Source organism: Filimonas zeae (assembly GCF_014641615.1).
Taxonomy (GTDB): domain Bacteria; phylum Bacteroidota; class Bacteroidia; order Chitinophagales; family Chitinophagaceae; genus Filimonas; species Filimonas zeae.
On the sequence record NZ_BMIB01000004.1, the window covers coordinates 559,165 to 582,301 of the forward strand.

General features: G+C 45.5%; 24 protein-coding genes. 5 read left to right on the plus strand and 19 right to left on the minus strand.

Annotated elements, in window-relative coordinates; genetic code table 11:
* Positions 1–49: 49 nt before the first annotated feature.
* The 18 genes from IEY13_RS20800 to IEY13_RS20885 all read right to left on the minus strand — a co-directional run bounded on the left by IEY13_RS20800 (position 50) and on the right by IEY13_RS20885 (position 17,189).
* On the minus strand, positions 50–1,441 hold the full coding sequence (locus tag IEY13_RS20800) for an NADH-quinone oxidoreductase subunit N (RefSeq protein WP_188955831.1): 1,392 nt from the start codon (positions 1,439–1,441) through the stop codon (positions 50–52).
* Between the two features lie 27 nt (positions 1,442–1,468).
* Positions 1,469–2,905 (minus strand): complex I subunit 4 family protein, encoded by a 1,437-nt coding sequence (locus tag IEY13_RS20805; RefSeq protein ID WP_188955833.1) that lies wholly within the window; start codon positions 2,903–2,905, stop codon positions 1,469–1,471.
* The gene (nuoL, locus tag IEY13_RS20810; RefSeq protein WP_188955835.1) at positions 2,906–4,831 is read right to left on the minus strand and encodes an NADH-quinone oxidoreductase subunit L; all 1,926 of its coding nucleotides are present in this window, start codon (positions 4,829–4,831) and stop codon (positions 2,906–2,908) included.
* 3 nt (positions 4,832–4,834) lie between these two features.
* Entirely contained in the window at positions 4,835–5,170 is a 336-nt protein-coding gene (gene nuoK / locus IEY13_RS20815) for an NADH-quinone oxidoreductase subunit NuoK (protein ID WP_188955837.1), read from the minus strand.
* Between the two features lie 9 nt (positions 5,171–5,179).
* Positions 5,180–5,683 carry an NADH-quinone oxidoreductase subunit J family protein gene (locus IEY13_RS20820; protein ID WP_188955838.1) on the minus strand — a complete coding sequence of 168 codons (504 nt, stop codon included), beginning with the start codon at positions 5,681–5,683 and terminating at the stop codon, positions 5,180–5,182.
* 9 nt (positions 5,684–5,692) lie between these two features.
* Positions 5,693–6,235, minus strand: a complete 543-nt coding sequence (gene nuoI / locus IEY13_RS20825) for an NADH-quinone oxidoreductase subunit NuoI (protein ID WP_188955840.1) — start codon at positions 6,233–6,235, stop codon at positions 5,693–5,695.
* A 28-nt stretch (positions 6,236–6,263) separates the two neighbouring features.
* Positions 6,264–7,313, minus strand: a complete 1,050-nt coding sequence (nuoH, locus tag IEY13_RS20830) for an NADH-quinone oxidoreductase subunit NuoH (RefSeq protein WP_188955842.1) — start codon at positions 7,311–7,313, stop codon at positions 6,264–6,266.
* A 10-nt stretch (positions 7,314–7,323) separates the two neighbouring features.
* The gene (locus tag IEY13_RS20835) at positions 7,324–8,421 is read right to left on the minus strand and encodes an NADH-quinone oxidoreductase subunit G (RefSeq protein ID WP_188955844.1); all 1,098 of its coding nucleotides are present in this window, start codon (positions 8,419–8,421) and stop codon (positions 7,324–7,326) included.
* A gap of 60 nt (positions 8,422–8,481) precedes the next feature.
* A complete protein-coding gene (locus IEY13_RS20840) occupies positions 8,482–8,868 on the minus strand; it encodes a four helix bundle protein (protein WP_188955846.1) in 387 nt (128 codons plus the stop codon).
* 38 nt (positions 8,869–8,906) lie between these two features.
* Positions 8,907–10,259, minus strand: coding sequence for an NADH-quinone oxidoreductase subunit NuoF (gene nuoF / locus IEY13_RS20845; protein ID WP_188955848.1), 1,353 nt, complete (start codon positions 10,257–10,259; stop codon positions 8,907–8,909).
* A 155-nt stretch (positions 10,260–10,414) separates the two neighbouring features.
* The gene (locus tag IEY13_RS20850) at positions 10,415–10,915 is read right to left on the minus strand and encodes an NADH-quinone oxidoreductase subunit NuoE family protein (RefSeq protein ID WP_188955850.1); all 501 of its coding nucleotides are present in this window, start codon (positions 10,913–10,915) and stop codon (positions 10,415–10,417) included.
* 108 nt (positions 10,916–11,023) lie between these two features.
* Positions 11,024–12,253, minus strand: a complete 1,230-nt coding sequence (locus tag IEY13_RS20855) for an NADH-quinone oxidoreductase subunit D (protein WP_188955852.1) — start codon at positions 12,251–12,253, stop codon at positions 11,024–11,026.
* A gap of 23 nt (positions 12,254–12,276) precedes the next feature.
* Positions 12,277–12,795, minus strand: coding sequence for an NADH-quinone oxidoreductase subunit C (locus IEY13_RS20860; RefSeq protein WP_188955854.1), 519 nt, complete (start codon positions 12,793–12,795; stop codon positions 12,277–12,279).
* Between the two features lie 83 nt (positions 12,796–12,878).
* The gene (locus tag IEY13_RS20865) at positions 12,879–13,469 is read right to left on the minus strand and encodes an NADH-quinone oxidoreductase subunit B (protein ID WP_188955855.1); all 591 of its coding nucleotides are present in this window, start codon (positions 13,467–13,469) and stop codon (positions 12,879–12,881) included.
* A gap of 213 nt (positions 13,470–13,682) precedes the next feature.
* Positions 13,683–14,090 (minus strand): NADH-quinone oxidoreductase subunit A, encoded by a 408-nt coding sequence (locus tag IEY13_RS20870; RefSeq protein ID WP_188955857.1) that lies wholly within the window; start codon positions 14,088–14,090, stop codon positions 13,683–13,685.
* 86 nt (positions 14,091–14,176) lie between these two features.
* Positions 14,177–15,937 (minus strand): tetratricopeptide repeat protein, encoded by a 1,761-nt coding sequence (locus IEY13_RS20875; protein WP_188955859.1) that lies wholly within the window; start codon positions 15,935–15,937, stop codon positions 14,177–14,179.
* A gap of 57 nt (positions 15,938–15,994) precedes the next feature.
* Positions 15,995–16,951: a PstS family phosphate ABC transporter substrate-binding protein gene (locus IEY13_RS20880; protein WP_188955861.1), complete on the minus strand. Its 957-nt coding sequence runs from the start codon at positions 16,949–16,951 to the stop codon at positions 15,995–15,997.
* A gap of 1 nt (position 16,952) precedes the next feature.
* The gene (locus IEY13_RS20885) at positions 16,953–17,189 is read right to left on the minus strand and encodes a hypothetical protein (RefSeq protein WP_188955863.1); all 237 of its coding nucleotides are present in this window, start codon (positions 17,187–17,189) and stop codon (positions 16,953–16,955) included.
* Between the two features lie 290 nt (positions 17,190–17,479).
* Here IEY13_RS20885 and IEY13_RS20890 point away from each other — a divergent pair, with 290 nt between their 5' ends.
* From IEY13_RS20890 to IEY13_RS20900, 3 genes are all read left to right on the plus strand, one after another.
* Entirely contained in the window at positions 17,480–17,941 is a 462-nt protein-coding gene (locus IEY13_RS20890) for a low molecular weight protein-tyrosine-phosphatase (protein ID WP_229687942.1), read from the plus strand.
* A 23-nt stretch (positions 17,942–17,964) separates the two neighbouring features.
* On the plus strand, positions 17,965–19,353 hold the full coding sequence (hisS, locus tag IEY13_RS20895; RefSeq protein WP_188955865.1) for a histidine--tRNA ligase: 1,389 nt from the start codon (positions 17,965–17,967) through the stop codon (positions 19,351–19,353).
* Between the two features lie 220 nt (positions 19,354–19,573).
* Positions 19,574–20,077 carry a hypothetical protein gene (locus tag IEY13_RS20900; protein ID WP_188955868.1) on the plus strand — a complete coding sequence of 168 codons (504 nt, stop codon included), beginning with the start codon at positions 19,574–19,576 and terminating at the stop codon, positions 20,075–20,077.
* Between the two features lie 2 nt (positions 20,078–20,079).
* Here IEY13_RS20900 and IEY13_RS20905 read toward each other — a convergent pair whose 3' ends face one another.
* Complete coding sequence (locus IEY13_RS20905; protein WP_188955870.1) at positions 20,080–21,276, minus strand: acetyl-CoA C-acyltransferase; 1,197 nt, start codon at positions 21,274–21,276, stop codon at positions 20,080–20,082.
* A gap of 123 nt (positions 21,277–21,399) precedes the next feature.
* Here IEY13_RS20905 and rlmN point away from each other — a divergent pair, with 123 nt between their 5' ends.
* Together rlmN and IEY13_RS20915 are read left to right on the plus strand one after the other, a co-directional pair.
* A complete protein-coding gene (gene rlmN / locus IEY13_RS20910; protein ID WP_188955872.1) occupies positions 21,400–22,461 on the plus strand; it encodes a dual-specificity RNA methyltransferase RlmN in 1,062 nt (353 codons plus the stop codon).
* Between the two features lie 267 nt (positions 22,462–22,728).
* On the plus strand, positions 22,729–23,115 hold the full coding sequence (locus IEY13_RS20915; protein WP_188955874.1) for a hypothetical protein: 387 nt from the start codon (positions 22,729–22,731) through the stop codon (positions 23,113–23,115).
* The last annotated feature ends 22 nt before the right edge of the window (positions 23,116–23,137 follow it).

The following is a 23,137-nucleotide window of genomic DNA, read 5'->3' on the forward strand; positions in this document are numbered from 1 at the left end:
TTTCCGGGATAAAAAATCAGATGGATGGCCTGATAAAAGTGTTGAATGGTTAAAAGTAAAACCAGTTCAGCAGCGCCTGCGGTTGTACACCAAACAGAATTACCAGGGCAGCTACTGCTATCAGCAGCACTTTAAAACCACCGGTAACCTCCTCAGTCTGCGCATCGCCCTCTTTAAAATACATGGCTTGTATTACACGGAAATAATAATAAGCACTTACCGCTGCAAATAACACCGCCACTACTACCAGCCAGGTATATGTACCGGTTTTAATAACCGCACTCAGCATAGAAAACTTGGCAAAGAAACCCGCCGTTAACGGAATACCCGCCAGCGACAACAGGCAAATAGTAGTGGTAGCTGCCAGCACCGGATTTTTACGCGCCAGGCCGTTAAAGCCTTCAAACGTAACATCCTTCATTTTAATCAGCACGGCAAATACGCCAATGGTAGCCAGGCTATACGCGGTAGCATACAGTAGCAAACCTTCTTTAGCCACATCGTTAAGGCTGAATACCGCAAACAGCATAAAGCCCGCCTGCGCTATACTGGAATAGGCCAGCATACGCTTAACACTCTGCTGAAACACCGCCGTAACGTTACCAATCAGCAGGGTAGATACTATGATAATAGAGAGTAATAATTTCCAGTCAACCGCAGCAGACGTGTCGCCCACACGCGCTTCAAACAATTTCAGAAAGGCAGCAAAAGCAGCCGCTTTTACTATAGTAGCCATAAAAGAAGTAAACACAGAAGGCGCACCATCATATACATCCGGCGTCCAGAAATGGAAAGGAGCCGCCGATACTTTAAAGCTCATAGCCACCAGCAGAAACAGTAAACCGGTTACTTCCAGAAACGATACGCCTTTGTAACCACCCATGATAGCGCTACGGGGTACTTCCAGCATAAAAGAGCCGGTACCACCATACACAAGCGCAATACCCATCAGCAGTATGCCGGTGGAGAAAGCACCCATCAGAAAGTATTTCAGTGCCGCCTCATTGCTTCTCAGGTTTCTTTTATCGCTACCGGTTAAAATGTATAACGGAATAGAAAGAATTTCAATACCGATAAACAGCATCAGCAGGGTATTGAATGAGGTGAGGATACTGGCACCGCACAGCACAAAAAAGATTAATGTAAAGTACTCCGCTACATAACCGCCTGCCTTTTCCACATCACGGCCACTTAACAACACGTACAGCAGCGTAGCAGCCAGCAGAATAGTATTGAAGAATAAACCGAAACGGGAGAAACGAAGCATTTCATGCGTATCGATATTAAAAAACGAACCATGATAGGTTTCATGAATATTGCCTGCCAGTATTACCAGCAACCCCAGTGCAGCAATATGCCGGTAAACGCCCTTATTCTTAATAAGAACACTGCAGAACATCAATACTACACCCCAGATGGCCGAAAGGATAATCGCGTTCATATTATTCTGTGCAATAAGCTTTTAAGTCTAATGAATTTTGGTGATTACCGCCTGTACGGTATCATTGGTCAGCTGTATTACCGGCTGGGGATACACACCCAGTATAATAATACCCACTGCCAGTATAGCCAGCACCAGCTTTACATTAAAGCTGCTGTCGGTTGCATGTTCGGTAGCCGCTACCGTATTACCATAAAATACTTTCTGCACCATGCCCAGTGTATATACTGCCGCCAGTATAATGCTGATACCTGCAACAGCCGCCATCCACACATTATAACGGAATAAGCCGTTAAACATCATAAACTCACCCACAAAAGCATTGGTTAAAGGCAGTGCAATATTGGCAAAAGCCATTACCACCAGCAGTATCGCCAGCCCCGGAGCCTTTTGCGCCAGGCCACCCAGCTGACTGAATTTGCGGGTACCCAGCTGCTGCTCAATGGCATCAGCCACTATCCACAAACCTATTACGTTAATACCGTGGTTAAACATCTGCACCATTACCCCCTGCATACCAATCTGCTGGTTGGCAAAAATGGCCGCAGCCATTAAACCAATGTGGCCGATGGAAGAATAGGCAATCAGGCGCTTGATATCATCCTGACGGATAGCTATTAAAGAGGAATATAAAATACCAATTACACACAGCAGAATAACCAGGTGGTCAAACTTAGCCACCGCTTCGGGAAACACCGGTAACAACCAGCGGATAACGGCGTATAAACCCATTTTAACCATTACACCACTCAGTATCATAGTAACACCGGTAGGAGATTGCTCGTAAGCATCCGGCTGCCAGGTGTGGAAAGGAAACACCGGCATCTTAATAGCAAAAGCTATAAAGAAGGCCCAGAACAGCCATATCTGCTCTGTCAGGCTCAGTTTTACACTGTAAAAAGCCTGTAAGGCAAAAGACTGATCGGCTGTTTTGCCATGCAGGTAAATAATACCCAGCAACATCAGCAGCGAACCCACAAACGTATAAACAAAGAACTTAAAGGTTACGGCAATACGCTTTTCCCCTCCCCACTGCGAGCAAAGGAAATAAGCAGGTATAAGCGCCAGTTCCCAGAAGAAGTAAAACAACAACGCGTCAGACGCCAGAAACACGCCCATTAAACCGGCCTGCAACAACAGCATCAGTGCATAATAACTGCCCGGCTTGTCGTACTCATTTTTATAAGTAGCGCCAAACACCAGCGGAAACGATACAGCTGTTAACGCACACAGCATTCTGGCCATGCCATCCATACTAAGGGTAAAACGTGCCCCCATAGCAGGCAGCCACGAAGCATCTACACCAGCCACTGCTGCTTTATGCGTACATACTCCGTACAGCGCCACCACCAGGGTAGCTATAGCCGAAATTAATGCCCATACTTTGGCACCCTTAGCGCCCGGAATAAAAAAGCTGAGCAAACCTGTAACGGCGGGTATCAGTATAAGTAATACAGGTATCATCTAAAATATTTTCTGCACAAATTGTAAAATAATAGATTGGTTCCAGAACACTAAAAACAGCACTACTATAGACAGTACTATCACCAGTATATAGCTGCCTACCAGACCGCTTTGTAACAAACGCAGCTGGCGTGAGGAGTAATGTACAAACTTGCCCACCCCATTCACAATACCATCAATGCCACTCTTTTCAACCACGTTCTTCAGCACATCGGCCAGTTTCAGTAATGGCTTTACAATAACCGCATCGTACAACTCATCAATATACCATTTGTTCTGCAGCACCTTGCCTAAACCCGTAGCTTCCTGCAGTTCGGGCTTTTTGCTGTAACGGCTTATGGCAAATACACTAGCCAGTACAGCCAGTGCCACCGATACGCCCATCAGCAGGTATTCAGTACTATGCTCCAGGTGATGTGTTTTTTCAGAAGTAATAACACCCGATAACCAGCCATGCAGCTGATGATCGCCGCCCAGTACTTCTGGTACACCTGCAAAACCACCACTTACACTAAGCAGTGCCAGTACCATTAAAGGAATGGTCATAGCCGCAGGTGATTCGTGCAGGTGATGTTGCTGATCGTGCGTGCCACGGAAATTTCCGAGGAAAGTAGTGGCATACAAACGGAACATATAAAAAGCAGTGAGCGCTGCAGTTGCTACACCAATACCCCAGTAAATGGGACTGTGCGCATAGGCAGCTGCCAGAATTTCATCTTTGGAAAAGAAACCGCTGAAAGGAGGAATACCGGCAATAGCCAGACAACCCAGTAAAAAAGTAAGATGCGTTTTAGGCAGGTACTTTTTCAGGCCACCCATGTTGCGGATATCCTGCTCGTGGTGCATAGCGTGAATAACAGAACCAGCCCCCAGAAACAGTAATGCTTTGAAGAAGGCGTGCGTCATTACATGAAACACTGCACCGGTATAAGCACCTACGCCCAGGCCCAGGAACATATACCCCAGCTGACTAACTGTAGAATAAGCCAGCACCTTTTTAATATCGTTTTGCTTAATGGCAATAGTAGCAGCAAACAGTGCAGTAGCCAAACCAATAATGGCTATTACATGCTGGGTGCATTCTGCCAGTGAGTATAACACGTTGCTGCGCGCAATCATATAAATACCTGCAGTAACCATGGTTGCCGCATGTATCAGCGCAGATACGGGGGTTGGACCCGCCATGGCATCTGGTAACCAGGTGTACAAAGGTATCTGTGCACTTTTACCTGCCGCACCTACAAAAAACAGCAGCGTAATAGCGGTAATATCTGTTTTACTTAACAAAGCCGTTTTGGCAAACACCTGGTTATAATCTACCGTACCCAGTTTGGCCAGCAGCCAGAACATAGCCAGCAGAAAACCCAGATCGCCAATACGGTTCATCACAAACGCCTTTTTAGCGGCGTAGTTGTAATTGTCGTTCTTAAACCAGAAACCAATCAGCAGGTAAGAACAAAGGCCCACACCTTCCCAGCCAATAAACATTACCAGGTAGTTGGCGCCCAGTACCAGCAGTAACATGGAGAACACGAACAGGTTCAGATAGGCAAAATACCTTCCGTAATGTTCTGTAGGCTCTTCATGCATATAAGAAGTAGAATACAGATGAATCAGAAAACCAATGCCGGTAATGATCAGCAGAAACAGGCAGGACAGCTGATCGGCCAGAAACGCAAACTGAATTTTAAAGCTGCTTACATTAATAAAGTCAAACAGTACAGTGGCAGGTATAGGCTGCCCCGGGTGTAACCGGTTAGCCGCTGCTACATTTCCGAATAAAATGGCCGATACCACAAAAGACGCCAGCAATGCGCCGCATCCTATTACACCTATCATGGGTTTACTCAGCGACTTTCTGAAAAGACCGTTGATTAAAAAACCCAGCAGCGGAAATAATGGTACTAAAAATACTAAGTTGCTCACTCTCTAATTTTTTAACCGGTTCAAAAAGTTCACATCTACCGAATGTACGTTTCGGTACATCATTACTATAACAGCAAGCCCCACACTGACCTCCGCTGCTGCCACCACCATTATAAAAAATACAAACAGCTGCCCATCAACACCTGCAGTAGTTGTTGCATTGCTAAGGGCCGCGCCGCCGTGATACATTTTCGAAAAAGCCACCAGTAACAGGTTAACAGCATTCAGCATTAACTCAATACACATGAAAATGATAATGGCATTACGACGAACCAGCACTCCTACAATTCCAATGCAGAACAGGCAGGAGGCCAAAGCGATATAATATTGTATTGGCATATGTATGAATTAATCTTTTTTACCTATTACTACAGCACCCACCATGGCGCTTAAAAACAATACACTGCTTATTTCAAAAGGCACTACATACTGTGTAAACAGTACCTTACCCAGCGTTTCAATTAAACCAATGCTTCCTTCTTTCAGTTGAGCGGTACGGCTTACCATATCAGCAGAAGAACGTACCACCGATATCATAATCAGAAACAGAATGCCCCCCGAAATAATACCGGCCGCCTTCATCCACAGGTTTTTCCGTGTTTCAATTACCGTATTCAGGTTCATCAGCATGATTACGAAAAGGAACAGTACCATAATGGCACCCGCATATACAATCAGGTTTACAACAGCCAGAAACTGCGCATTCAGTAACACATAGTGGCCGGAAATAGCAAAGAACACAACTATCAGCCACAACACGCTGTGTACCGGGTTTTTACTGGCCAGCACCATAATAGCGCCTGTTAATGCAACCGCACTTAATAACCAGAACAGAAATTGAAGTATACCCATTTAATGCAACTATTTAATTGGTTTCAGTCCCTTTGCCTTGGCAAACGCTTCCGGCTCAGTTTTGGGGTTTGGTATCAATAAATCGTTTTTAGCGTAAACCAGCTCCTTCCGTGCAAAGCTTGCAGGCGCAAACGTTTCACTCAGGTAAATCGCATCTTTGGGGCAGGCCTCCTCGCACAGTCCGCAGAAAATGCAACGCAGCATGTTAATCTCGTAACGGGCCGCATACTTCTCCTCACGGTACAAATGCTCCTCTCCTTCTTTTCTTTCCGCCGCTTCCATGGTAATAGCTTCTGCCGGGCAAGCCACTGCACATAACCCGCAGGCTGTACAATTTTCGCGTCCTTCCTCATCACGGTTCAGCACATGCAGGCCTCTGAACACCGGGCTGAAAGGCCGGGTTTCTTCCGGATAACGCACGGTAGGCTTCTTTTTAAACATGTGGCTGAAAGTAATGCTCATGCCCTTCAGCACAGCAGGTAAATATATCTTCTCCATCAAGCTCATCGGCTCGCGGGATACAGGCTTCGATTTTTGCGTTAGTGCTTGCATAAAAAACGTTTGCAATAAAAAATACGCTCTAATTAAAATACTTTAAAATCACTACGGCGGTAATTACCATATTAATCAATGCCAGTGGAATCAGTGCTTTCCAACCCAGATTCATCAACTGGTCGTAACGGAAGCGGGGTAAAGTCCAGCGGATCCACATAAACACAAATATGAAAATCAGGGCTTTTACCATCAGCGCTCCTACACCCAGCCATGCCATCAGGTTAGGGTTATACTTACTCTCATCTATAAACGGAATATCATATCCGCCAAAGAATAAAGTAGCCATAATAACACTGCTGATAAACATGTTGATATATTCAGAGAACAGGAAGAAACCCAGTTTCATAGAAGAATATTCCTGATGGTAGCCCATGTTCAACTCACTCTCCGCTTCAGAAAGGTCAAAAGGCGCACGGTTACATTCCGCCAGCGCACACACAAAAAAGATAAGAAAGCCCAGTGGCTGGTACAATACATTCCAGTAATGGCCCGGTGCCATCTGCTGCTCGGTAATGGTTTTTAAACTCAGCGACCCGGTAAGCATCAGCAGCGCAATCAACGATATACCCATTGCCAGCTCGTAACTGATTACCTGGCTGGCACCACGCAGGGCAGCCATAAGCGAAAACTTGTTGTTACTGGCCCAGCCGCCAATCATAATACCATACACGCCCATACTCACCACACCAAACACATACAGAATACCAATATTAATATCCGCAATCTGTAAGGAAATAACGCGGTCGCCAATACGCAACTCACTACCCCAGGGTATTATAGCGCTGGTCATCATGGCCGTAAGCATAGCCAGGCAAGGCCCCAGTATAAACAGGAATTTGTTAGAACTGTTGGGAATGATCTCTTCTTTAAAGAACAGCTTCATACCATCAGCCAGCGGCTGAAGAATACCAAACGGACCGGCCCTGTTAGGTCCTACCCGGTCCTGCATCCAGGCTGCCACCTTACGCTCGCCGTAAGTAGCATACATGGCTACTACCAGTGAAATGGTGATGATAATGGCTATCAATACCAGTTTTTCTATCAGTAAAGCCCAGTCAAAAGCAAGTAAATTCATCGGAATCTGGTTAATCTTTTTTGGTTACACGGTCAAAATCATCTGAATGCGCAGGCCCTTCAATCAAACTCAGATTAATATCCGGTCTGTTTACACCGCTTACGCTATGTATATCCATAAACAACCGCGGCTTGCGGCCATCCAGCACTGCTTCAAATGTTTCCTTCGGCTTTTGCACACCCACATAATGCCCCTGAGAAATAACAGAAGCACGATCAATTACACGTGGCCCTTCAATAGTCCAGTCGCTCGTTTTCTTTTTCTCAAAACGGCACTCGTTACAAATCCAGTCTTCCACCTCACCCCACTGGTCTTTACGGGCAGTTACGCGGAACACTTCATCCCCACGATACCACAGCGTTACCTTGCCGCTACACTTGCTGCAGCTGCAATGCGCATCTACCGGCTTTAAAAACCATACGCGGTTTTTAAAACGGAAAGTTTTATCAGTCAACGCACCCACCGGGCACACATCAATTACGTTACCAATAAAATCGTTGTCCAGGCTCTTCTCTATATAAGTAGCAATTTCTGCATGGTCGCCTCTGTCCAGTACACCGTGCGAACGTTTATCTGTCAACTGCTCCGCAGTAAACACACAACGGTAACACAGAATACAGCGCGTCATATGCAGCTGAATATATTCACCCAGATCGTGCTTTTTAAACGTACGGCGCTGAAACTCGTAACGGGTGCCCGCTTTACCATGGTCGTAGCTCAGATCCTGCAGGTGACATTCGCCTGCCTGGTCACACACCGGACAATCCAGCGGATGGTTCAGCAGCAGAAACTCCACCACGCCCGCACGCGCATCTACCACACGCTCACTGGTAATATTTTTCACTTCCATGCCATCCATCACAGTAGTACGGCAGCTGGCTACCAGCTTAGGCATCGGACGCGGATCTTTCTCCGATCCTTTGCTAACCTCCACCAGGCAGGTACGGCACTTACCACCACTGCCCTTCAGTTTGCTGTAAAAGCACATGGCGGGCGGCGCCACATCACCTCCTATTTTACGCGCAGCCTCCAGAATACTTGTTCCCGGTGCCACTTCAATAGTGATGTTGTCTATGGTTACTTTAAACAATTGTGGTTGATCTGACATGTTTTATCTAAGTAAAAAGTCAAAAATAAAAATTCAAAAAAGCCCTTTTTAATAACCATATTATTCATTTGACTGAATAATAATGCTGGCTATGATATTGCTCAGTTCATCTGCTTCAGTAATCAATTCGCTTATTGCCGGCTTAGGCACATCCATAGTATCACGAATGAGACATAACCAGTATTTCGTTTCATTAGCCGACTTCAATGCTATGGTATAGAAGTTCTTCCAGTCTTTTTTAGAACTACCAGACCTACCTTCTACTACATTAGCACCTATAGAAGTACCACTTCTGATTAACTGATCAAACAAAGAACTATAAACCTTTTCATACGTACACCCCTTCACAAAAAGCACCACTTTCTTCGCAAAATAAAAGCACCGGTGCCTGATATTATAAGGCTTACTCCCCTCTTCCACTACAAAATTCAAAACATCATCCTCCATCTTTTTTGAATTTTGACTTTTGAATTTTAAGTTTAACCTTACGCCACCACCTCGCGTGGGTCTGCATAATGCGCCAGTCCGTAGTTACGACGCTGGCTTTCTTCCGGGTTGGTTACATACCATTCAAATTCATCCCGGAAATGGCGGATAGCGGCAGCAATCGGCCACGCAGCGGCATCGCCGAGCGGGCAAATGGTATTGCCTTCTATCTTACGTTGTATATCCCACAAAAGATCAATATCAGTTATTTTGCCCTTGCCTTCCAGCAAACGTTTCAGCAGCTTCTCCATCCAGCCGGTGCCTTCGCGGCAGGGGCTGCACTGTCCGCAGCTTTCGTGGCGGTAAAAGCGCGCCAGGGTATAGGTATTACGTACCACACTCTGGTCTTCGTCCAGCACAATAAAACCACCCGATCCCATCATACTACCCGTAGCAAAACCACCATCGCTTAAGCTTTCGTAGTTCATGTAACGGGTTTCGCCCTTCGCTGTTTTCAGCAGCAGGTTAGCAGGCAATATAGGTACAGAAGAGCCACCCGGAATACACGCTTTCAGGCGCTTGCCATTGGCAATACCACCGCAGTATTCATCGGAATAAATAAATTCTTCTACCGAAATGGTCATATCAATTTCATACACACCCGGCTTGTTAATATTACCGCAGGCACTGATCAGCTTGGTACCGGTAGATTTACCTACGCCTATTTTAGCGTACTCATCTCCACCCATGTTAATAATAGGTACTACTGCCGCCAGCGTTTCTACGTTGTTAACCACCGTAGGGCGTTCCCATACACCTTTAATAGCCGGGAAAGGAGGCTTGATACGTGGATTACCACGCTTGCCCTCCAGACTTTCAATCAGTGCCGTTTCTTCACCACAGATATAAGCACCAGCACCACGCTGTACATAAATCTCCAGATCAAAACCGGTTCCTAAAATGTTTTTACCCAGCCAGCCGTTGGCTTTCGCTTCCGCAATGGCCTGTTCCAGTATATCGGGTATCCAGGCATATTCGCCACGGATATAAATGTAAGTAGCGTTGCTGCCCAGGGCAAAGGAGCTGACAATAAGCCCTTCAATAAGCAGGTGCGGCAAAAACTCCATCAGGTAACGGTCTTTAAACGTACCCGGCTCACTCTCATCCGCATTACACACCAGGTGGCGCGGAACACCTTCCGGCTTGGCAATAAAGCTCCATTTCATACCAGCAGGGAAACCGGCGCCGCCACGGCCACGTAAGCCGCTTTTCTTCACCTCTTCCACCACAGCATCCGGACCCATGGTTTTTAAAGCCTTCTCCACAGCACGGTAACCACCTTCCCGGCGATACACTTCGTACGTGCGGATGCCTTCAACATGTGCTTTTTCGAGTAATAGTTTTACGCCCATATAATCAAAGTCAAAAGTCTGAATTCAAAAATCAAAAGTCCGAAGTCAAAAATCAAAATGCAAAAGTCTAAATTCAAAAATGATCGTAGCGGTTACCAGAACTATTCAAAAGTATCAGGCTCGCTTTTTACTATTTACTTTTGAATTTTTACGCTCTAATTATTCGCCGCTGCATTTCTCCTGCACTCATCTATAATAGCATCCACCTTTTCTTTCGTCAGGTGCTCGCGGTAATGTTTGCCCAGCTGCATCATAGGTGCATAACCGCAGGCGCCCAGGCACTCCGCAGTTTTCAGGGTAAACAAACCATCTGCCGTGGTTTCACCAGGCTTAATACCCAGCTTCTCGGTAATGTAGGCAACAATATTGTCGGCACCACTTATCATACACGGACCGGTATGGCATACCTCAAACATATACTTACCAACAGGCTTCAGGTTGTACATGCTGTAGAACGTAGCTACTTCATACACCTCAATAGGATCAATTTGCAGCAACTCTGCTACGTAATCCATCACAGGCACATCCAGCCAGCCGCCAAAAGTTTCCTGTGCCAGGTGCAGCAAAGGCAACAACGCACTCTTCTGCTTTCCTTCCGGATAACGTGCAATAATCTCCTGCACTTTAGCCATCTTATCGTCTGAAAACCTTATCATAAATTCAAAATTCAAAAGTCTAAATTCAAAATGATCGAAGCGGATGTCCAGTGCTGTTCAAAAGCGCAAGGTTTTATTTTTGCCTTTTTACTTTTTAATTTTCACTTTCTAAGCATCCATTTCACCTGCAATCAGGTTAAGGCTACTCATTACAGCTACCGCATCGGCAAGCATAGCGCCCTTCACCAGTTCAGCATATGCCTGATAATAAATAAAGCACGGTCTTCTGAAGTGTAAACGGTAAGGCGAGCGGCCACCATCGCTGATCATATAAAAACCTAACTCACCATTACCACCTTCTACAGAATGATATACCTCACCGGCAGGAATAGCCGTTTCACCCATAATGATTTTGAAGTGCCATATCAGCGCTTCCATTTTGGTATATACATCTTCCTTCTTAGGCAGATAGTATTCGGGCACATTGGCATGGTATACCTCTGCCTCTTCACCCTTAAACTCCTGTATTTTCTGGTAAGCCTGTTTAATAATCTCCAGCGATTCCCACATTTCCTGGTTACGCACCAGCCAGCGGTCATACACATCACCGGTAGTACCTACAGGAATATTGAAATTGAAATCCTGATAGCTGCTGTAAGGTGTATGTATACGTACATCGTAGTCAACACCCGAAGCACGCAGGTTAGGACCGGTAAAGCCATAATTTAACGCACGCTCAGCACTGATAGGGCCGGCGCCGATAGTACGGTCCATAAAAATCCGGTTACGCATCAGCAGGTTCTCAAACTCTTTCAGCGCCTTCGGAAATTCTTTTAAGAAACGCTCCAGCTTTTCCCAGGTAGTGGCGTTGAAATTTCTTTCAAAACCACCTATACGGCCAATATTGGTAGTAAGGCGCGATCCGCAGATCTCCTCATAAATTTCGTAAATCAATTCGCGGTACTGCATCACGTACAGGAACACAGACAGTGCACCCGTATCCACACCTATTACCGAGTTACAGATAACGTGGTCTGCTACCCGCGCCAGCTCCATAATAATTACCCGCAGGTAATCTACCCGCTTGGGCGTTTGCACACCCAGTAACTTTTCGCAGGTCATATGCCAGCCCATATTGTTAATAGGGCTTGAGCAATAGTTTAACCGGTCTGTTAAAGGAGTAATCTGGTATAAAGGTCTTCTTTCCGCCAGCTTCTCAAAAGCACGGTGAATGTAACCTACGGTTGATTCCGCAGATACTATTCTTTCACCATCCATTTCAAGTATGTTCTGAAACACCCCGTGCGTAGCCGGGTGCGTAGGTCCCAGGTTTAAGGTAGTCGTCTGCCTTTCAATAGAACCATCCGGAAGCTTGATATTATGTTGATGCTCTTGCATAATCTATCTATAACTAATCACCATTAAAAAATATGGCCGCCACGTCCAAACATCTCATCGTCTTTGTCAATCCTGGTTTGATCTTCCAGCGGAAACTCCTTACGCATGGGGAAATAATCCATTTCATCCACGTTAAGAATACGTTTGAGGTTGGGATGCCCTACGAAGTTGACACCAAAGAAATCGTAGGTTTCACGCTCCATCCAGTTAGCACTTGCATATAAACTGGTGGCCGTAAATACATCGGGCTGTTCTATAGCAGTAAATACTTTGAATCGGATACGTACATTATCCACCAGATTGTGCAGGTGATACACCACCGCCAGTTCGCGGCCGGGTTGATCGGGATAATGCACCGCAGTTAAATCAGTCAGAAACTGAAAACGCAGCTCAGCATCATCAAACAGAAACTGCATTACCTTCAGATTGTTCTCTTTAGGAGTTTCAAAAGTAAGCAGGCCGTAGGGTTGTTCAAAACCAGATACATCCACTCCGAATTTCTCTTCCAGCCTTTGCCTGATATAGTCGTTGGTTAATTCCATATACAAGTTGAATTCAAAAGTCAAAATTCAAAACCCAAAATACCGTGACTCTGTTTTTGACTTCTAACTTTATAATTTTGACTTTATTCTATTCCGTAGCTGTTCAGCAAAGCTTTATAATGCTCGCTATGCCGGCGGCGTAAACTCTCATTATGCACCAGTTCCTGTATACGCAGTACACCATCTAAAATAGCTTCCGGGCGTGGAGGACAACCAGGCACATACACATCAACCGGTATTACCTGGTCAATGCCCTGTAAAACAGAATAAGTATCGAATATACCGCCTGAAGAAGCACACGCGCCAACAGCCAGCACCCAACGGGGCTCGGCCATCTGCAGGTATACCTGCCTCAGAATAGGAGCCATTTTCTTGGCTATGGTACCCATCACCATTATCAGATCACACTGACGGGGCGTAAAGCCCATTCTCTCAGAACCAAAGCGGGATAAATCGTAATGTGAACCCATGGTAGCCATGAATTCGATACCACAACAGGAGGTGGCAAAAGGAAGAGGCCAGATAGAATTCTTTCTTGCTAAGCCAACCACGCGCTCAAGGCTGGTGGCAAAATAACCCTCACCCTGCAGGCCGGCCGGCATTTCGGCAATAGCGATATTGTTGTGAATATCAGCTTCCCTGGGGTGAACATTGAAACGTACCGGACGGGGCATAATCTATCATTTATCACTTAACAATCACCAAGTTTGCAATCATCATCATCACAAAAGGCAAGCAAATTTAACTATCGTGCGGCAAATTAAGCCAAAACGTTAAACAACTTTCAAAACATTTTGAAAAAAATGTAACAAGCCCTTACCCGCATAAAAAAAGCAGGATTTCCCCTGCTCTTTTCAGTATTGTCAATATTACATCTATTGTAAATGTTAATCTTCCCACTGCAGGGCGCCCTTCTTAATAATGTAAAAGAAGCCCACTGCAAAAAAGCCTACAAACATCAGCACCGACCAGAAACCGCTCCAGCCAAGCCCTCTGAAATTAACAGCATAAGGGTAGAAGAATATTACTTCCACATCAAACAACACAAACAGAATGGCTACCAGAAAGTATTTGATGGCCATAGGCTGGCGGGCATCGCCATGGCTTTCAATACCGCTGGCAAAGTTTTCCAGCTTATCACCCGTTCTGCGCTTGGGGCCCAGCAAATGCGTACCCACCATCATTGTGGCCACAAAGCCTATGGCAAACAGCAACTGTAAACCAATAGGAAAATAATTAGAAGCAGAACTGGCCGCTGCGGGTGCCGCAGTAAGTAACACATTCAGTAATGGCATGGCGAATAATTTCTTGTGTAACAAAAATAAAAAACTCCGTCTGATATCAGGCGGAGTTTTTTATTTATTTCAACAGAACTGTTGTATTATTTGCTGCTGGCACCGTTGGCTTTACCACCAGCGCTGGCTTTTTCAAATTTATCCAAAGCACCTTGTAATTGCTTTTTGGTACCGTTTGCAAAGATATATTCTTCAGAAGCGGTATCAGGGAACATAGCAATCATATGATCTGCTATAGCAATAGCCTTCTTATAACCATCTGCCTTTGGAATATCCTTAGCATACTGTGCGTAGTATATCATCAGATAGTAATCGTTACTGAAGATAGACTTTTTATTAGCAGTTACATCTTTGCTCAGGTAAGTGTTGTATTGCTCAAGAGGCGCAACAGCTAAACCTTTGGTAGAATCGTAATCTGCTTTTTTAGCAATCAGCGTACGGAAAGAGTAACCCTGTGGTTTGTCAGGATACGCTGTGATATAAGCATTGGTAATAGAATCAGCAGTAGGGAACAAAGAAGCCAGGGCTACAGTATCGGTAATAGCAGCAGCAATAGCGTTAGAAGCAGCCTGACTTAAACGGTAGTACTCACTTTCAGAAGGAGCTTCACCTTTTAAAGAAATAGCTTTAATGCTCCACTGCAGTTGCTTCTGATACTTTTTGGCACCTGCCAGTAAAGTAGCTGCTGTATTAGCATAAGTTACTTTGTTTGCTTTGTTGGTATCCAGTTCAATTGCTTTCTCTATATAAGTTACCGCCTGATCTTCGCTACCTGGGAATTTAGCGGCAATTTTACCAGCCAGCACATAATGCTCTGGTTCAGCCTGCGTACCGGTAGCCAGCGACAGGAATTTCTCAATAGAAGCTTTTGCAGTTACTGAATCGCCCAGCCTGTCGTAGTTGTAAGCATACAGCGCGTACAGTAATGGGAAGTCTTTACACTCACCAGCTTCCATAGCTTTACCTTTATCCAGAGACTCCTGATATTTACCGGCACGGAACAGGTAGTCAGCTACGAAGTAATCAGTTTTACAGTCTTTGTCAGCGTATTGTACATACTTATCCAAAAACTCTTTTGCTGCGTTTACATCCTTGTCTTTGTAATAGTTAAAGTAAGCAAAGTAAACAGGAGCGTAAGTGGCGTCAGCAGCAATAGCTTTACCAAACCACTCGTTCATAGCTTCAGTATTGTTCTGGCTCTGATAAATGTAGCCGATGCGGTAAAAACCAGCCGCATACTGAGGGTTGCGTACAGTAGCTTCTCTGAAAGCTTCTACTGCTTCACCACCTCTGTCGCCACCCAATTTCAGGTAACAGATACCCAGAGAAATATAAGGCTCTGTAGCGGTTTTATCCAGTTCAACAGCTTGCTTCAGCTTGTCAATACCATACTGGGGATCACCATGTTTGCTGCTTCCATCTGCACAGGCACGGCCAATAGCAGCCAGAATGTTCGGGTCAGGATTTCCCTTATTTTTACCCTTGGTAGCAGTAGTGGCAGTAATAGCCTGCTCAAACTTCTGCTTTACCGTGTTAATGTCAGCACCTTCCAGTGTTTCCACGTGGGCCATGCCTACCCATATCCAGGGTTCATTAACACCATCAGTTAACGCTTTCTGATATACCGCTTTAGCAGCAGCTATCTCTTCATTTTCCAGCAATGCCTGTCCCAGCCAGTAAATAGCATAAGCATCTTTAGGCTTATCATTTACAATCTTTTGCAGAGCATCCTTTGCACTCTTTGTCTTCTGATAGTACAGGAACTTGATGCCGTCTTCAACCGACTGCGCCATGACCATAGCAGTGGTTAAAGAGATCGCCAGCAAGGTTAAAACTGTCTTCTTCATGATCTTCGGTTTATACAGTTGTTTAAATCGGTAAAATTGCGCTCTTTATGTTTTGATTTATTTGCTTTTCTCTCCGGATAAGTCTCCCTTACGTATCCCGAAATACATTTTTGCGGGTACCAGTAAAGATCTTCTGAATATTAACTGACCTCTTTCCAAACTCATAAAATTCATGAAACCCATTCCTAAGCCAGATGAATTTTCTTTCAGGATATAAAACAAAGGTCGTACCAGGGGGTATTGGTCGTATGACACGGTAGCTTGTGAAGGTTTTGCGAATATATCCTTTTCACAGTTCCGGCATTCAACCAACGCCAATTTAATTTTATTATTATAAGCCCGTTGCGCAGGATCCTGCTGATTTCCCACCCAGCTGGAGCCGACAAATCCTATCGCATTTTTAGTCTGGGCCACATAATCCAGTACACCTTTACTATCTGCCGCTGCGGTAACATTCTTACCAAAAGCCGTACCACGCATAACACTATCCATCAGGTATCTTACCGTACTCGTAGCATTTTTTCCGTCCACTGCTACTATTTTATCCGGCTGTTCTCCGGCTAAAATGCTGTGCAGTTGCTTCAGCGTAAACACACTATCCTTCGCATCAGGATGTATAATTACATCCACCGCGTCAAAAGCCAGTAAATCAAACAATGGCTTATAACCCAGCTGTTGTTTATAGTAAGCAATCTCCTGACTGGTAAGTCCCCGTGCTACAATAATCATACGGGTGCTATCCTTCTGCAGATCCCGGAAACATTCCGCCTCCGGTTTGTATTCCGCAATGATATGCGCATCCGGAAACGAAGATTCATACACTTTTATCTGTTCATCAATAACCGGTTTAAAACTCTCATCCACACTTATATGTATAGTTCCCTGGCGGGGAGAATCATATTTGGAAGATTCTTTAGTGGAACCGGCCTTGTCTCCGCAAGCCTGTTGTAACAATAGCATTACTGCCAGCGTACACCCGGCAAACAACCGGGCCGTAATCTTACTTGCTTTCATACTAGTAATCCCTCCTTATACCTCTGTATAATCTGAAACCACCATATAAAAAGCAAATACCGGCAAACATGTAACGCATCAACGGGTCAAGCGATGAAATCTGCGTTATTTTTAAAGTAGTACCCAGCAACATCAATGCTCCCATGCCTAATATTAATATAGACATAGTTATATCGTATACTACCCTCATGGAAGCATACCCTTTCTTTTCCTGCCTGTGTCTTAATTCGTTCTCCATGCAATTATAACGGTTACCGGGAAGTGAGCAATTTAGTGAAAAATCAATTTAAACAATATTAAACAGCATTTTAAACTGCTTAATACCGCTTTTCAGAGCAATTTCTTAACATAATAGACGCTTTGTCTGCATTTTTCCATAAAACCATTTAGCCCATTAACAGAAAATTAACGACTGGTAGTTTTCCGTCTTTCCCGGTGCGTTTTGTAATCATTTACGTAACAACGCCCTGTTTAGTATAACTTATGTGCTGCGGAAAGCTACCTTTGCATTTTGTTTAACAGTGTATTATGAAGGTGTTAATGGTGTGTCTCGGCAACATATGCCGCAGCCCCCTTGCAGAAGGAATATTACAGTATAAAGCGGAACAGTTGAAACTGGACTGGCATATAGATAGTGCCGGTACCGGAGGATACCATATTGGCGAGCCGCCGCACCGGCTCTCACAAAAAGTGGCAAGGTTGAATGGCATTAACATCAGCAACCAGTGCGCCAGGCAGTTTGTAAAAGATGATATGAACCTGTTTGACCGTATATATGTAATGGACGCCAATAATTACAACGAGGTAAAAAGAATCAGCGGCCCCCTCTGGAACCCGGAGAAAACCGATCTGCTGCTGAATGCCCTTTACCCCGGCGAAAACAGAGGCGTTCCCGACCCATGGTACGGTACAGAACAGGGATACCATGAGGTATTTGATATGGTAAGCAAAGCCTGCGCTAATATAATAGCGCAATACAAAAGCAATTAGAATACCAGTACTATAATAATATAATGAGTAAACCAACGTTGCCACAAGGCACCAGAGATTTTAGCGCTTCTGTTGTAAGAAAGCGTAACTATATATTTAACACCATCCGGTCTGTTTTTGAAGTATACGGTTTTCAGCCGCTGGAAACCCCTGCCATGGAAAACATGGAAACGTTGATGGGTAAATATGGCGAAGAAGGTGATAAGCTGATTTTCAAAATATTAAACAATGGACTGGCAGAAGGCGCAACGCCTGAAAAGGCATTGGAAAAAGCCGCGCGCTCACGTGAAAGCTTTGAAAAACTACTGAGCGGCAAAAACATATCCGACATTACCGAGCGTGCACTGCGGTATGATTTAACTATTCCCTTTGCCCGTTACGTAGCCATGAATCATGGGCAGCTCACTTTTCCTTTTAAACGCTACCAGATTCAGCCGGTTTGGCGCGCAGACCGCCCTCAACGCGGCCGTTACCGCGAATTTTACCAGTGCGATGCAGACGTGGTAGGCAGCCGCTCACTACTCAACGAAGCTGAACTTACCGGTATTTATGCTACTACCTTCACCAAACTGGGTGTTCCGGTAGAAATCCGCATCAACAGCCGTAAAATACTGGCTGCACTGGCAGAACTCTGCGGTGGCAGCGATAAAATGGTAGATATTACTGTGGCTATTGATAAGCTGGACAAGATAGGACTGGAAAAGGTAAAAGCAGAACTGGCACAGAGAGGCCTGGACGAAAATCAGATCAATATTATAGAGCGCTACCTGTTAATAGCAGGCAGCAATACCGAAAAAATAGAGCAACTGCGCGCACTGGCAAGCAACAACGCCACCGCTGCGCAGGGCCTGGAAGAAATCAATTTCGTATTAAACTACCAGCCTGAAGACGCTCCACTGGCAGAAGTAGTAATAGACTTTACCCTGGCCCGTGGCCTTAACTATTACACCGGCATCATCTTCGAAGTAAAAGCCAAAGGCGCCAACATGGGCAGCATTGGTGGCGGCGGTCGCTACGATGACCTTACCGGTCTCTTCGGTGTTCCCAATTTGCCAGGCGTAGGTATTAGCTTTGGGGTGGATCGTATTTATGATGTAATGGAAGAATTAAACCTGTTTCCGCAGGAAGTGGAAGCCAGCACCAAAGTACTGTTCTTTAATCTGGGCGAAGCAGAATGCGCCAAAGCCTTCCAGCTGGCACAGGAACTCCGCGCAAGAGGCATCAGCGCCGAACTGTTTCACGAGCAGGCGAAGTTTGACAAACAATTCAAATACGCCGAGAAAAAAGGCATTCAGTATGTAGCTATTCTGGGAAGTGAAGAACTACAGAATGGAACCTGCAAAATAAAAAACCAGAGTACCGGGGAACAAAACACAGTAGCGCAGGCAGATATTGCTTCGCAAATACAGTAAGATATACATTCATAAGAGGCGGGTATCTGTTAACAGGTATCCGCCTCTTTATTAAACACATCTGCCCCGCCCTGAAATAAGTTGGCCTTTAGCTTCAATCCCATACACTGTAGTTGACACAACATCTAAAAACAATCTTCTTCCATGTTTTTCGCCGGAGCATTCCCTATTCTGGCACAGTATTAGGAACCTCTTGTTTTTCCTTTAAATAACAGTTCGGATGAAAACGAGATTTTTGTGCAGTATCCTTTGTGTCAGCGCCCTTACCATTACAGCTTGTAGCCGTAAAACCACGCCTTCCACCAGCAGCACCGGCAATAAAAATGTAAATGCGCAGATTGTGTATGGCGATAAAAACAATAATAACAACAACAATGCGCCGGTTACTCCTGGTATTCCAGACTCTGCAACACCAGTACCTGTTACTAATGAAAGAGTATTGATAATACTGGACAGAGGCGGCAGGTTAACCTATAGCAGCAAAAACGTTCCCGCTTACGTGCTGGCAGCCAATAAAGCGTTACCCAACCACCAGCCGGTAACACCTGCACAACGCAGCAATATGCTGGCCCGCCACAAAACCGTGCTTCCGCAGGCTTTGTATGTACCGGATGCTATGTCAGCCAAATCAGGTAAGGGCCAGTATTATAAGTATCAGAACAAATTCTGGTACTGGAAAAAAAGTGACGGCTTTTATTATCTGGACGAAACTTACTACCAATAACATTATACACGTTCGTAAATAACGGCAGCGCCCTGTCCCACTCCAATACACATAGTGGCCAGGCCGTATCTGCCACCGGTACGTTGTAACTCGTGCAGCAGGGTAGCCGATATACGGCTGCCGCTGCAGCCCAACGGATGACCAAGCGCTATAGCACCGCCGTTTATATTCACTTTACTTTCATCCAGTCCCAGTTCCTGTATACAGGCGATCCCTTGTGAGGCAAAAGCCTCATTTAATTCAACCAGCGATAAATCGTCTACCGTAAGCCCCGCACGCTGCAACGCCTTTATAGTAGCCGGCACCGGCCCAATACCCATTACAGCCGGGTCTACCCCAGCAACTGCCATACTCACTATCCGCGCCATCGGTTTCAACTCAAAACGTGTTACCGCTTCCTCACTGGCCAGCAATAACGCAGCCGCTCCATCATTAATCCCGCTGGAATTACCCGCTGTTACGCTGCCATCCTTCGCAAAAGCGGGCTGTAAACTGCCCAACTTTTCCAGCGTGGTCTGCCGCGGGTGTTCATCTTTATCAAACACACTTATCCCTCCTTTACCATCACGCAGTGCTACCGGCACTATTTCATCCGCCCATTTACCCGCAGCCAGCGCAGTGGCATATTTTTCCTGCGAGCGTAAAGCAAACCTGTCCTGCGCCTCACGGCTCACCTGCCACTGCTTTGCCACGTTCTCGGCGGTTTCCCCCATGGTATAGGGGTGATAAGCGGCTGATAATGCCGTATTGGTAAAACGCCAGCCCAGCGTAGTATCATACATTTCCGGCTTACGCCCCCAGGCACTATCACTTTTGGCCATTACAAAAGGCGCACGCGTCATGCTCTCCACCCCGCCTGCTATATATAATAAACCTTCGCTGCACATAACAGCCCGCGCCGCATCCATAATACTCTGTAAACCACTGGCACACAACCGGTTTACGGTATTACCACCCACCGTAACCGGCAGCCCTGCCAGCAACGCTGCCATACGGGCCACATTACGGTTATCCTCCCCGGCCTGGTTGGCAGCGCCGGCAATTACATCTTCAATAGTATTAATATCAATGGTATTATTCCGCTGCACCAGTGCTTTTATCACATGCGCCAGCAGATCATCCGGCCTTTCTGTACTTAACTTCCCGCCGTAACGGCCTATAGGAGTGCGCACAGCATCAATAACATAGCAAGCGTTCATGAAGCAAGTTTTATAGATGAATCTTAGCACTAAACTAATAAATGTAAGTTTTAGTTCCGCAACAGGGCGTTAAAAGGTACTGAAACGCCACAGGTTTCTGCTTTCCCGTGTATCTTTGCAGTTATGACTATGCAGCAAAAGAACATCCGGCAGATGAGTTTACCAGAGCTGGAAGCGTACTTTATTGAGATGGGGGATAAAAAATTCAGGGCAAAACAGGTCTATGAATGGATCTGGCAAAAGCATGCACACAGCTTTGAAGACATGACCAACCTCAGTAAACAACTGCGCGCCACACTGGCCGAACACTTCACGCTGCCTGCGTTGAATACAGATGCTACACAGTTCAGTAACGACGGCACTATTAAAAGCCGCTTTAAAACCGTAGACGGTCACCTGGTAGAAGGTGTACTTATCCCTACTGATGAACGTAAAACCGCCTGTGTATCCAGCCAGGTAGGCTGCAGCCTGAGTTGTAAGTTTTGCGCTACGGGGTATATGGACCGTAAACGCAACCTCAACTACGATGAAATCTACGACCAGGTAGTACTCATTAACCAACAGAGCGAACAAAGCTTTGGTAAAAAGCTTTCTAATATTGTATTCATGGGCATGGGCGAACCCCTGCTCAACTACGCCAACGTACTCAAAGCCATTGAACGTATTTCGGCAGAAGATGGCCTGGGTATGAGCCCCCGCCGTATTACGGTATCTACCGCAGGCGTGGCTAAAATGATTAAAAAGCTGGGCGATGATAAAGTGCGCTTTAAACTCGCTTTATCACTCCACGCCGCCAACGATAAAAAGCGGAACGAGATTATGCCTATCAACGAAAGCAATAACATTAAAGCGTTGGTAGAAGCACTCAACTACTTTTATAAACAAACCGGCAGCGAAATAACGCTGGAATATATTCTGTTCCAGAACTTTAACGACAGTATTGAAGATGCGGAAGAACTGGTACGCGTATTCCGTCAGATACCGGCCGATCTGGTAAACCTCATAGAATACAATCCTATTGATGCCTTCCAGTTTTTTAAGCCGGATGAAGATACCGTACAAAAATTCATGAACCACCTGGAAAGCCGGGGCGTTAACGCACGGTTAAGAAGAAGCCGTGGTAAAGATATTGATGCAGCGTGCGGACAACTGGCCAACAAGGCAGATGCAGCCGTAAGCAACTGATAATGAATTCGTAAACAAGCGTCCCCATTCACCGCTGTTACAACTACACCGGCCGGTATTACCCCGGCCTGCTTGCTATTTGCCCGGAAATACAATATATTTGCTTACCCTTCGTTGCGAAATCAATTCGCCGCTTCATAAACAACCATATTGCATTGCTGCCGTTATGGAATAATTGACATGACTTTATAAGTGATAGATAACGGTATGCCGGTAAAACTGATACATAAATGCGTATGCTTTCTGTTAGCCCTTTCATTTGGGCTGATGAGCTTTGCATTGCCCGGCAACCACTTTACCCATAAATCTATCTGGGGCATCGACCACCTGTCGCTGGAGCCCGATGCAACTGCACTTTCCGGCTATTCTACCGATGGCTTTTTATTAGGCCATATACTGGATATGCTGGCAGGTATTGATGATGATGCCCATGCCGACAACGGACAGCCAGCCAAAAACTTCAATTACCACTACAGCTATTTTAACTTACAGAAGAGTGTACAGAACACCTTTATTGATACCCGCATCAATAAACAATACCTGTATATACCAGCCTTCTGTGTAAAAGATATTCAACACGCCGGTGCGGTGGAAATAGGCCATACGCCCCTGCCTACGTATTACACCTTCCTCTTCCGGCTAACCCCTTTCTGAGCCGGCATCATTTACATATGAC

What these genes read in the sequence shown, in the direction of transcription:
- IEY13_RS20890 (WP_229687942.1), top strand. Translation starts at nt 17,480, where the DNA reads ATGAAGGTGTTAATGGTGTGTCTCGGCAACATATGCCGCAGCCCCCTT.
- IEY13_RS20905 (WP_188955870.1), bottom strand. Translation starts at nt 21,276, where the DNA reads ATGAACGCTTGCTATGTTATTGATGCTGTGCGCACTCCTATAGGCCGT.
- IEY13_RS20855 (WP_188955852.1), bottom strand. Translation starts at nt 12,253, where the DNA reads ATGCAAGAGCATCAACATAATATCAAGCTTCCGGATGGTTCTATTGAA.
- IEY13_RS20860 (WP_188955854.1), bottom strand. Translation starts at nt 12,795, where the DNA reads ATGGAATTAACCAACGACTATATCAGGCAAAGGCTGGAAGAGAAATTC.
- IEY13_RS20915 (WP_188955874.1), top strand. Translation starts at nt 22,729, where the DNA reads ATGAGCTTTGCATTGCCCGGCAACCACTTTACCCATAAATCTATCTGG.
- IEY13_RS20800 (WP_188955831.1), bottom strand. Translation starts at nt 1,441, where the DNA reads ATGAACGCGATTATCCTTTCGGCCATCTGGGGTGTAGTATTGATGTTC.
- IEY13_RS20850 (WP_188955850.1), bottom strand. Translation starts at nt 10,915, where the DNA reads ATGATAAGGTTTTCAGACGATAAGATGGCTAAAGTGCAGGAGATTATT.
- nuoF (WP_188955848.1), bottom strand. Translation starts at nt 10,259, where the DNA reads ATGGGCGTAAAACTATTACTCGAAAAAGCACATGTTGAAGGCATCCGC.
- nuoH (WP_188955842.1), bottom strand. Translation starts at nt 7,313, where the DNA reads ATGAATTTACTTGCTTTTGACTGGGCTTTACTGATAGAAAAACTGGTA.
- IEY13_RS20880 (WP_188955861.1), bottom strand. Translation starts at nt 16,951, where the DNA reads ATGAAAGCAAGTAAGATTACGGCCCGGTTGTTTGCCGGGTGTACGCTG.
- IEY13_RS20900 (WP_188955868.1), top strand. Translation starts at nt 19,574, where the DNA reads ATGAAAACGAGATTTTTGTGCAGTATCCTTTGTGTCAGCGCCCTTACC.
- IEY13_RS20865 (WP_188955855.1), bottom strand. Translation starts at nt 13,469, where the DNA reads ATGCCCCGTCCGGTACGTTTCAATGTTCACCCCAGGGAAGCTGATATT.
- IEY13_RS20820 (WP_188955838.1), bottom strand. Translation starts at nt 5,683, where the DNA reads ATGGGTATACTTCAATTTCTGTTCTGGTTATTAAGTGCGGTTGCATTA.
- hisS (WP_188955865.1), top strand. Translation starts at nt 17,965, where the DNA reads ATGAGTAAACCAACGTTGCCACAAGGCACCAGAGATTTTAGCGCTTCT.
- IEY13_RS20805 (WP_188955833.1), bottom strand. Translation starts at nt 2,905, where the DNA reads ATGATACCTGTATTACTTATACTGATACCCGCCGTTACAGGTTTGCTC.
- rlmN (WP_188955872.1), top strand. Translation starts at nt 21,400, where the DNA reads ATGACTATGCAGCAAAAGAACATCCGGCAGATGAGTTTACCAGAGCTG.
- IEY13_RS20875 (WP_188955859.1), bottom strand. Translation starts at nt 15,937, where the DNA reads ATGAAGAAGACAGTTTTAACCTTGCTGGCGATCTCTTTAACCACTGCT.
- nuoI (WP_188955840.1), bottom strand. Translation starts at nt 6,235, where the DNA reads ATGCAAGCACTAACGCAAAAATCGAAGCCTGTATCCCGCGAGCCGATG.
- IEY13_RS20840 (WP_188955846.1), bottom strand. Translation starts at nt 8,868, where the DNA reads ATGGAGGATGATGTTTTGAATTTTGTAGTGGAAGAGGGGAGTAAGCCT.
- IEY13_RS20870 (WP_188955857.1), bottom strand. Translation starts at nt 14,090, where the DNA reads ATGCCATTACTGAATGTGTTACTTACTGCGGCACCCGCAGCGGCCAGT.
- IEY13_RS20835 (WP_188955844.1), bottom strand. Translation starts at nt 8,421, where the DNA reads ATGTCAGATCAACCACAATTGTTTAAAGTAACCATAGACAACATCACT.
- IEY13_RS20885 (WP_188955863.1), bottom strand. Translation starts at nt 17,189, where the DNA reads ATGGAGAACGAATTAAGACACAGGCAGGAAAAGAAAGGGTATGCTTCC.
- nuoK (WP_188955837.1), bottom strand. Translation starts at nt 5,170, where the DNA reads ATGCCAATACAATATTATATCGCTTTGGCCTCCTGCCTGTTCTGCATT.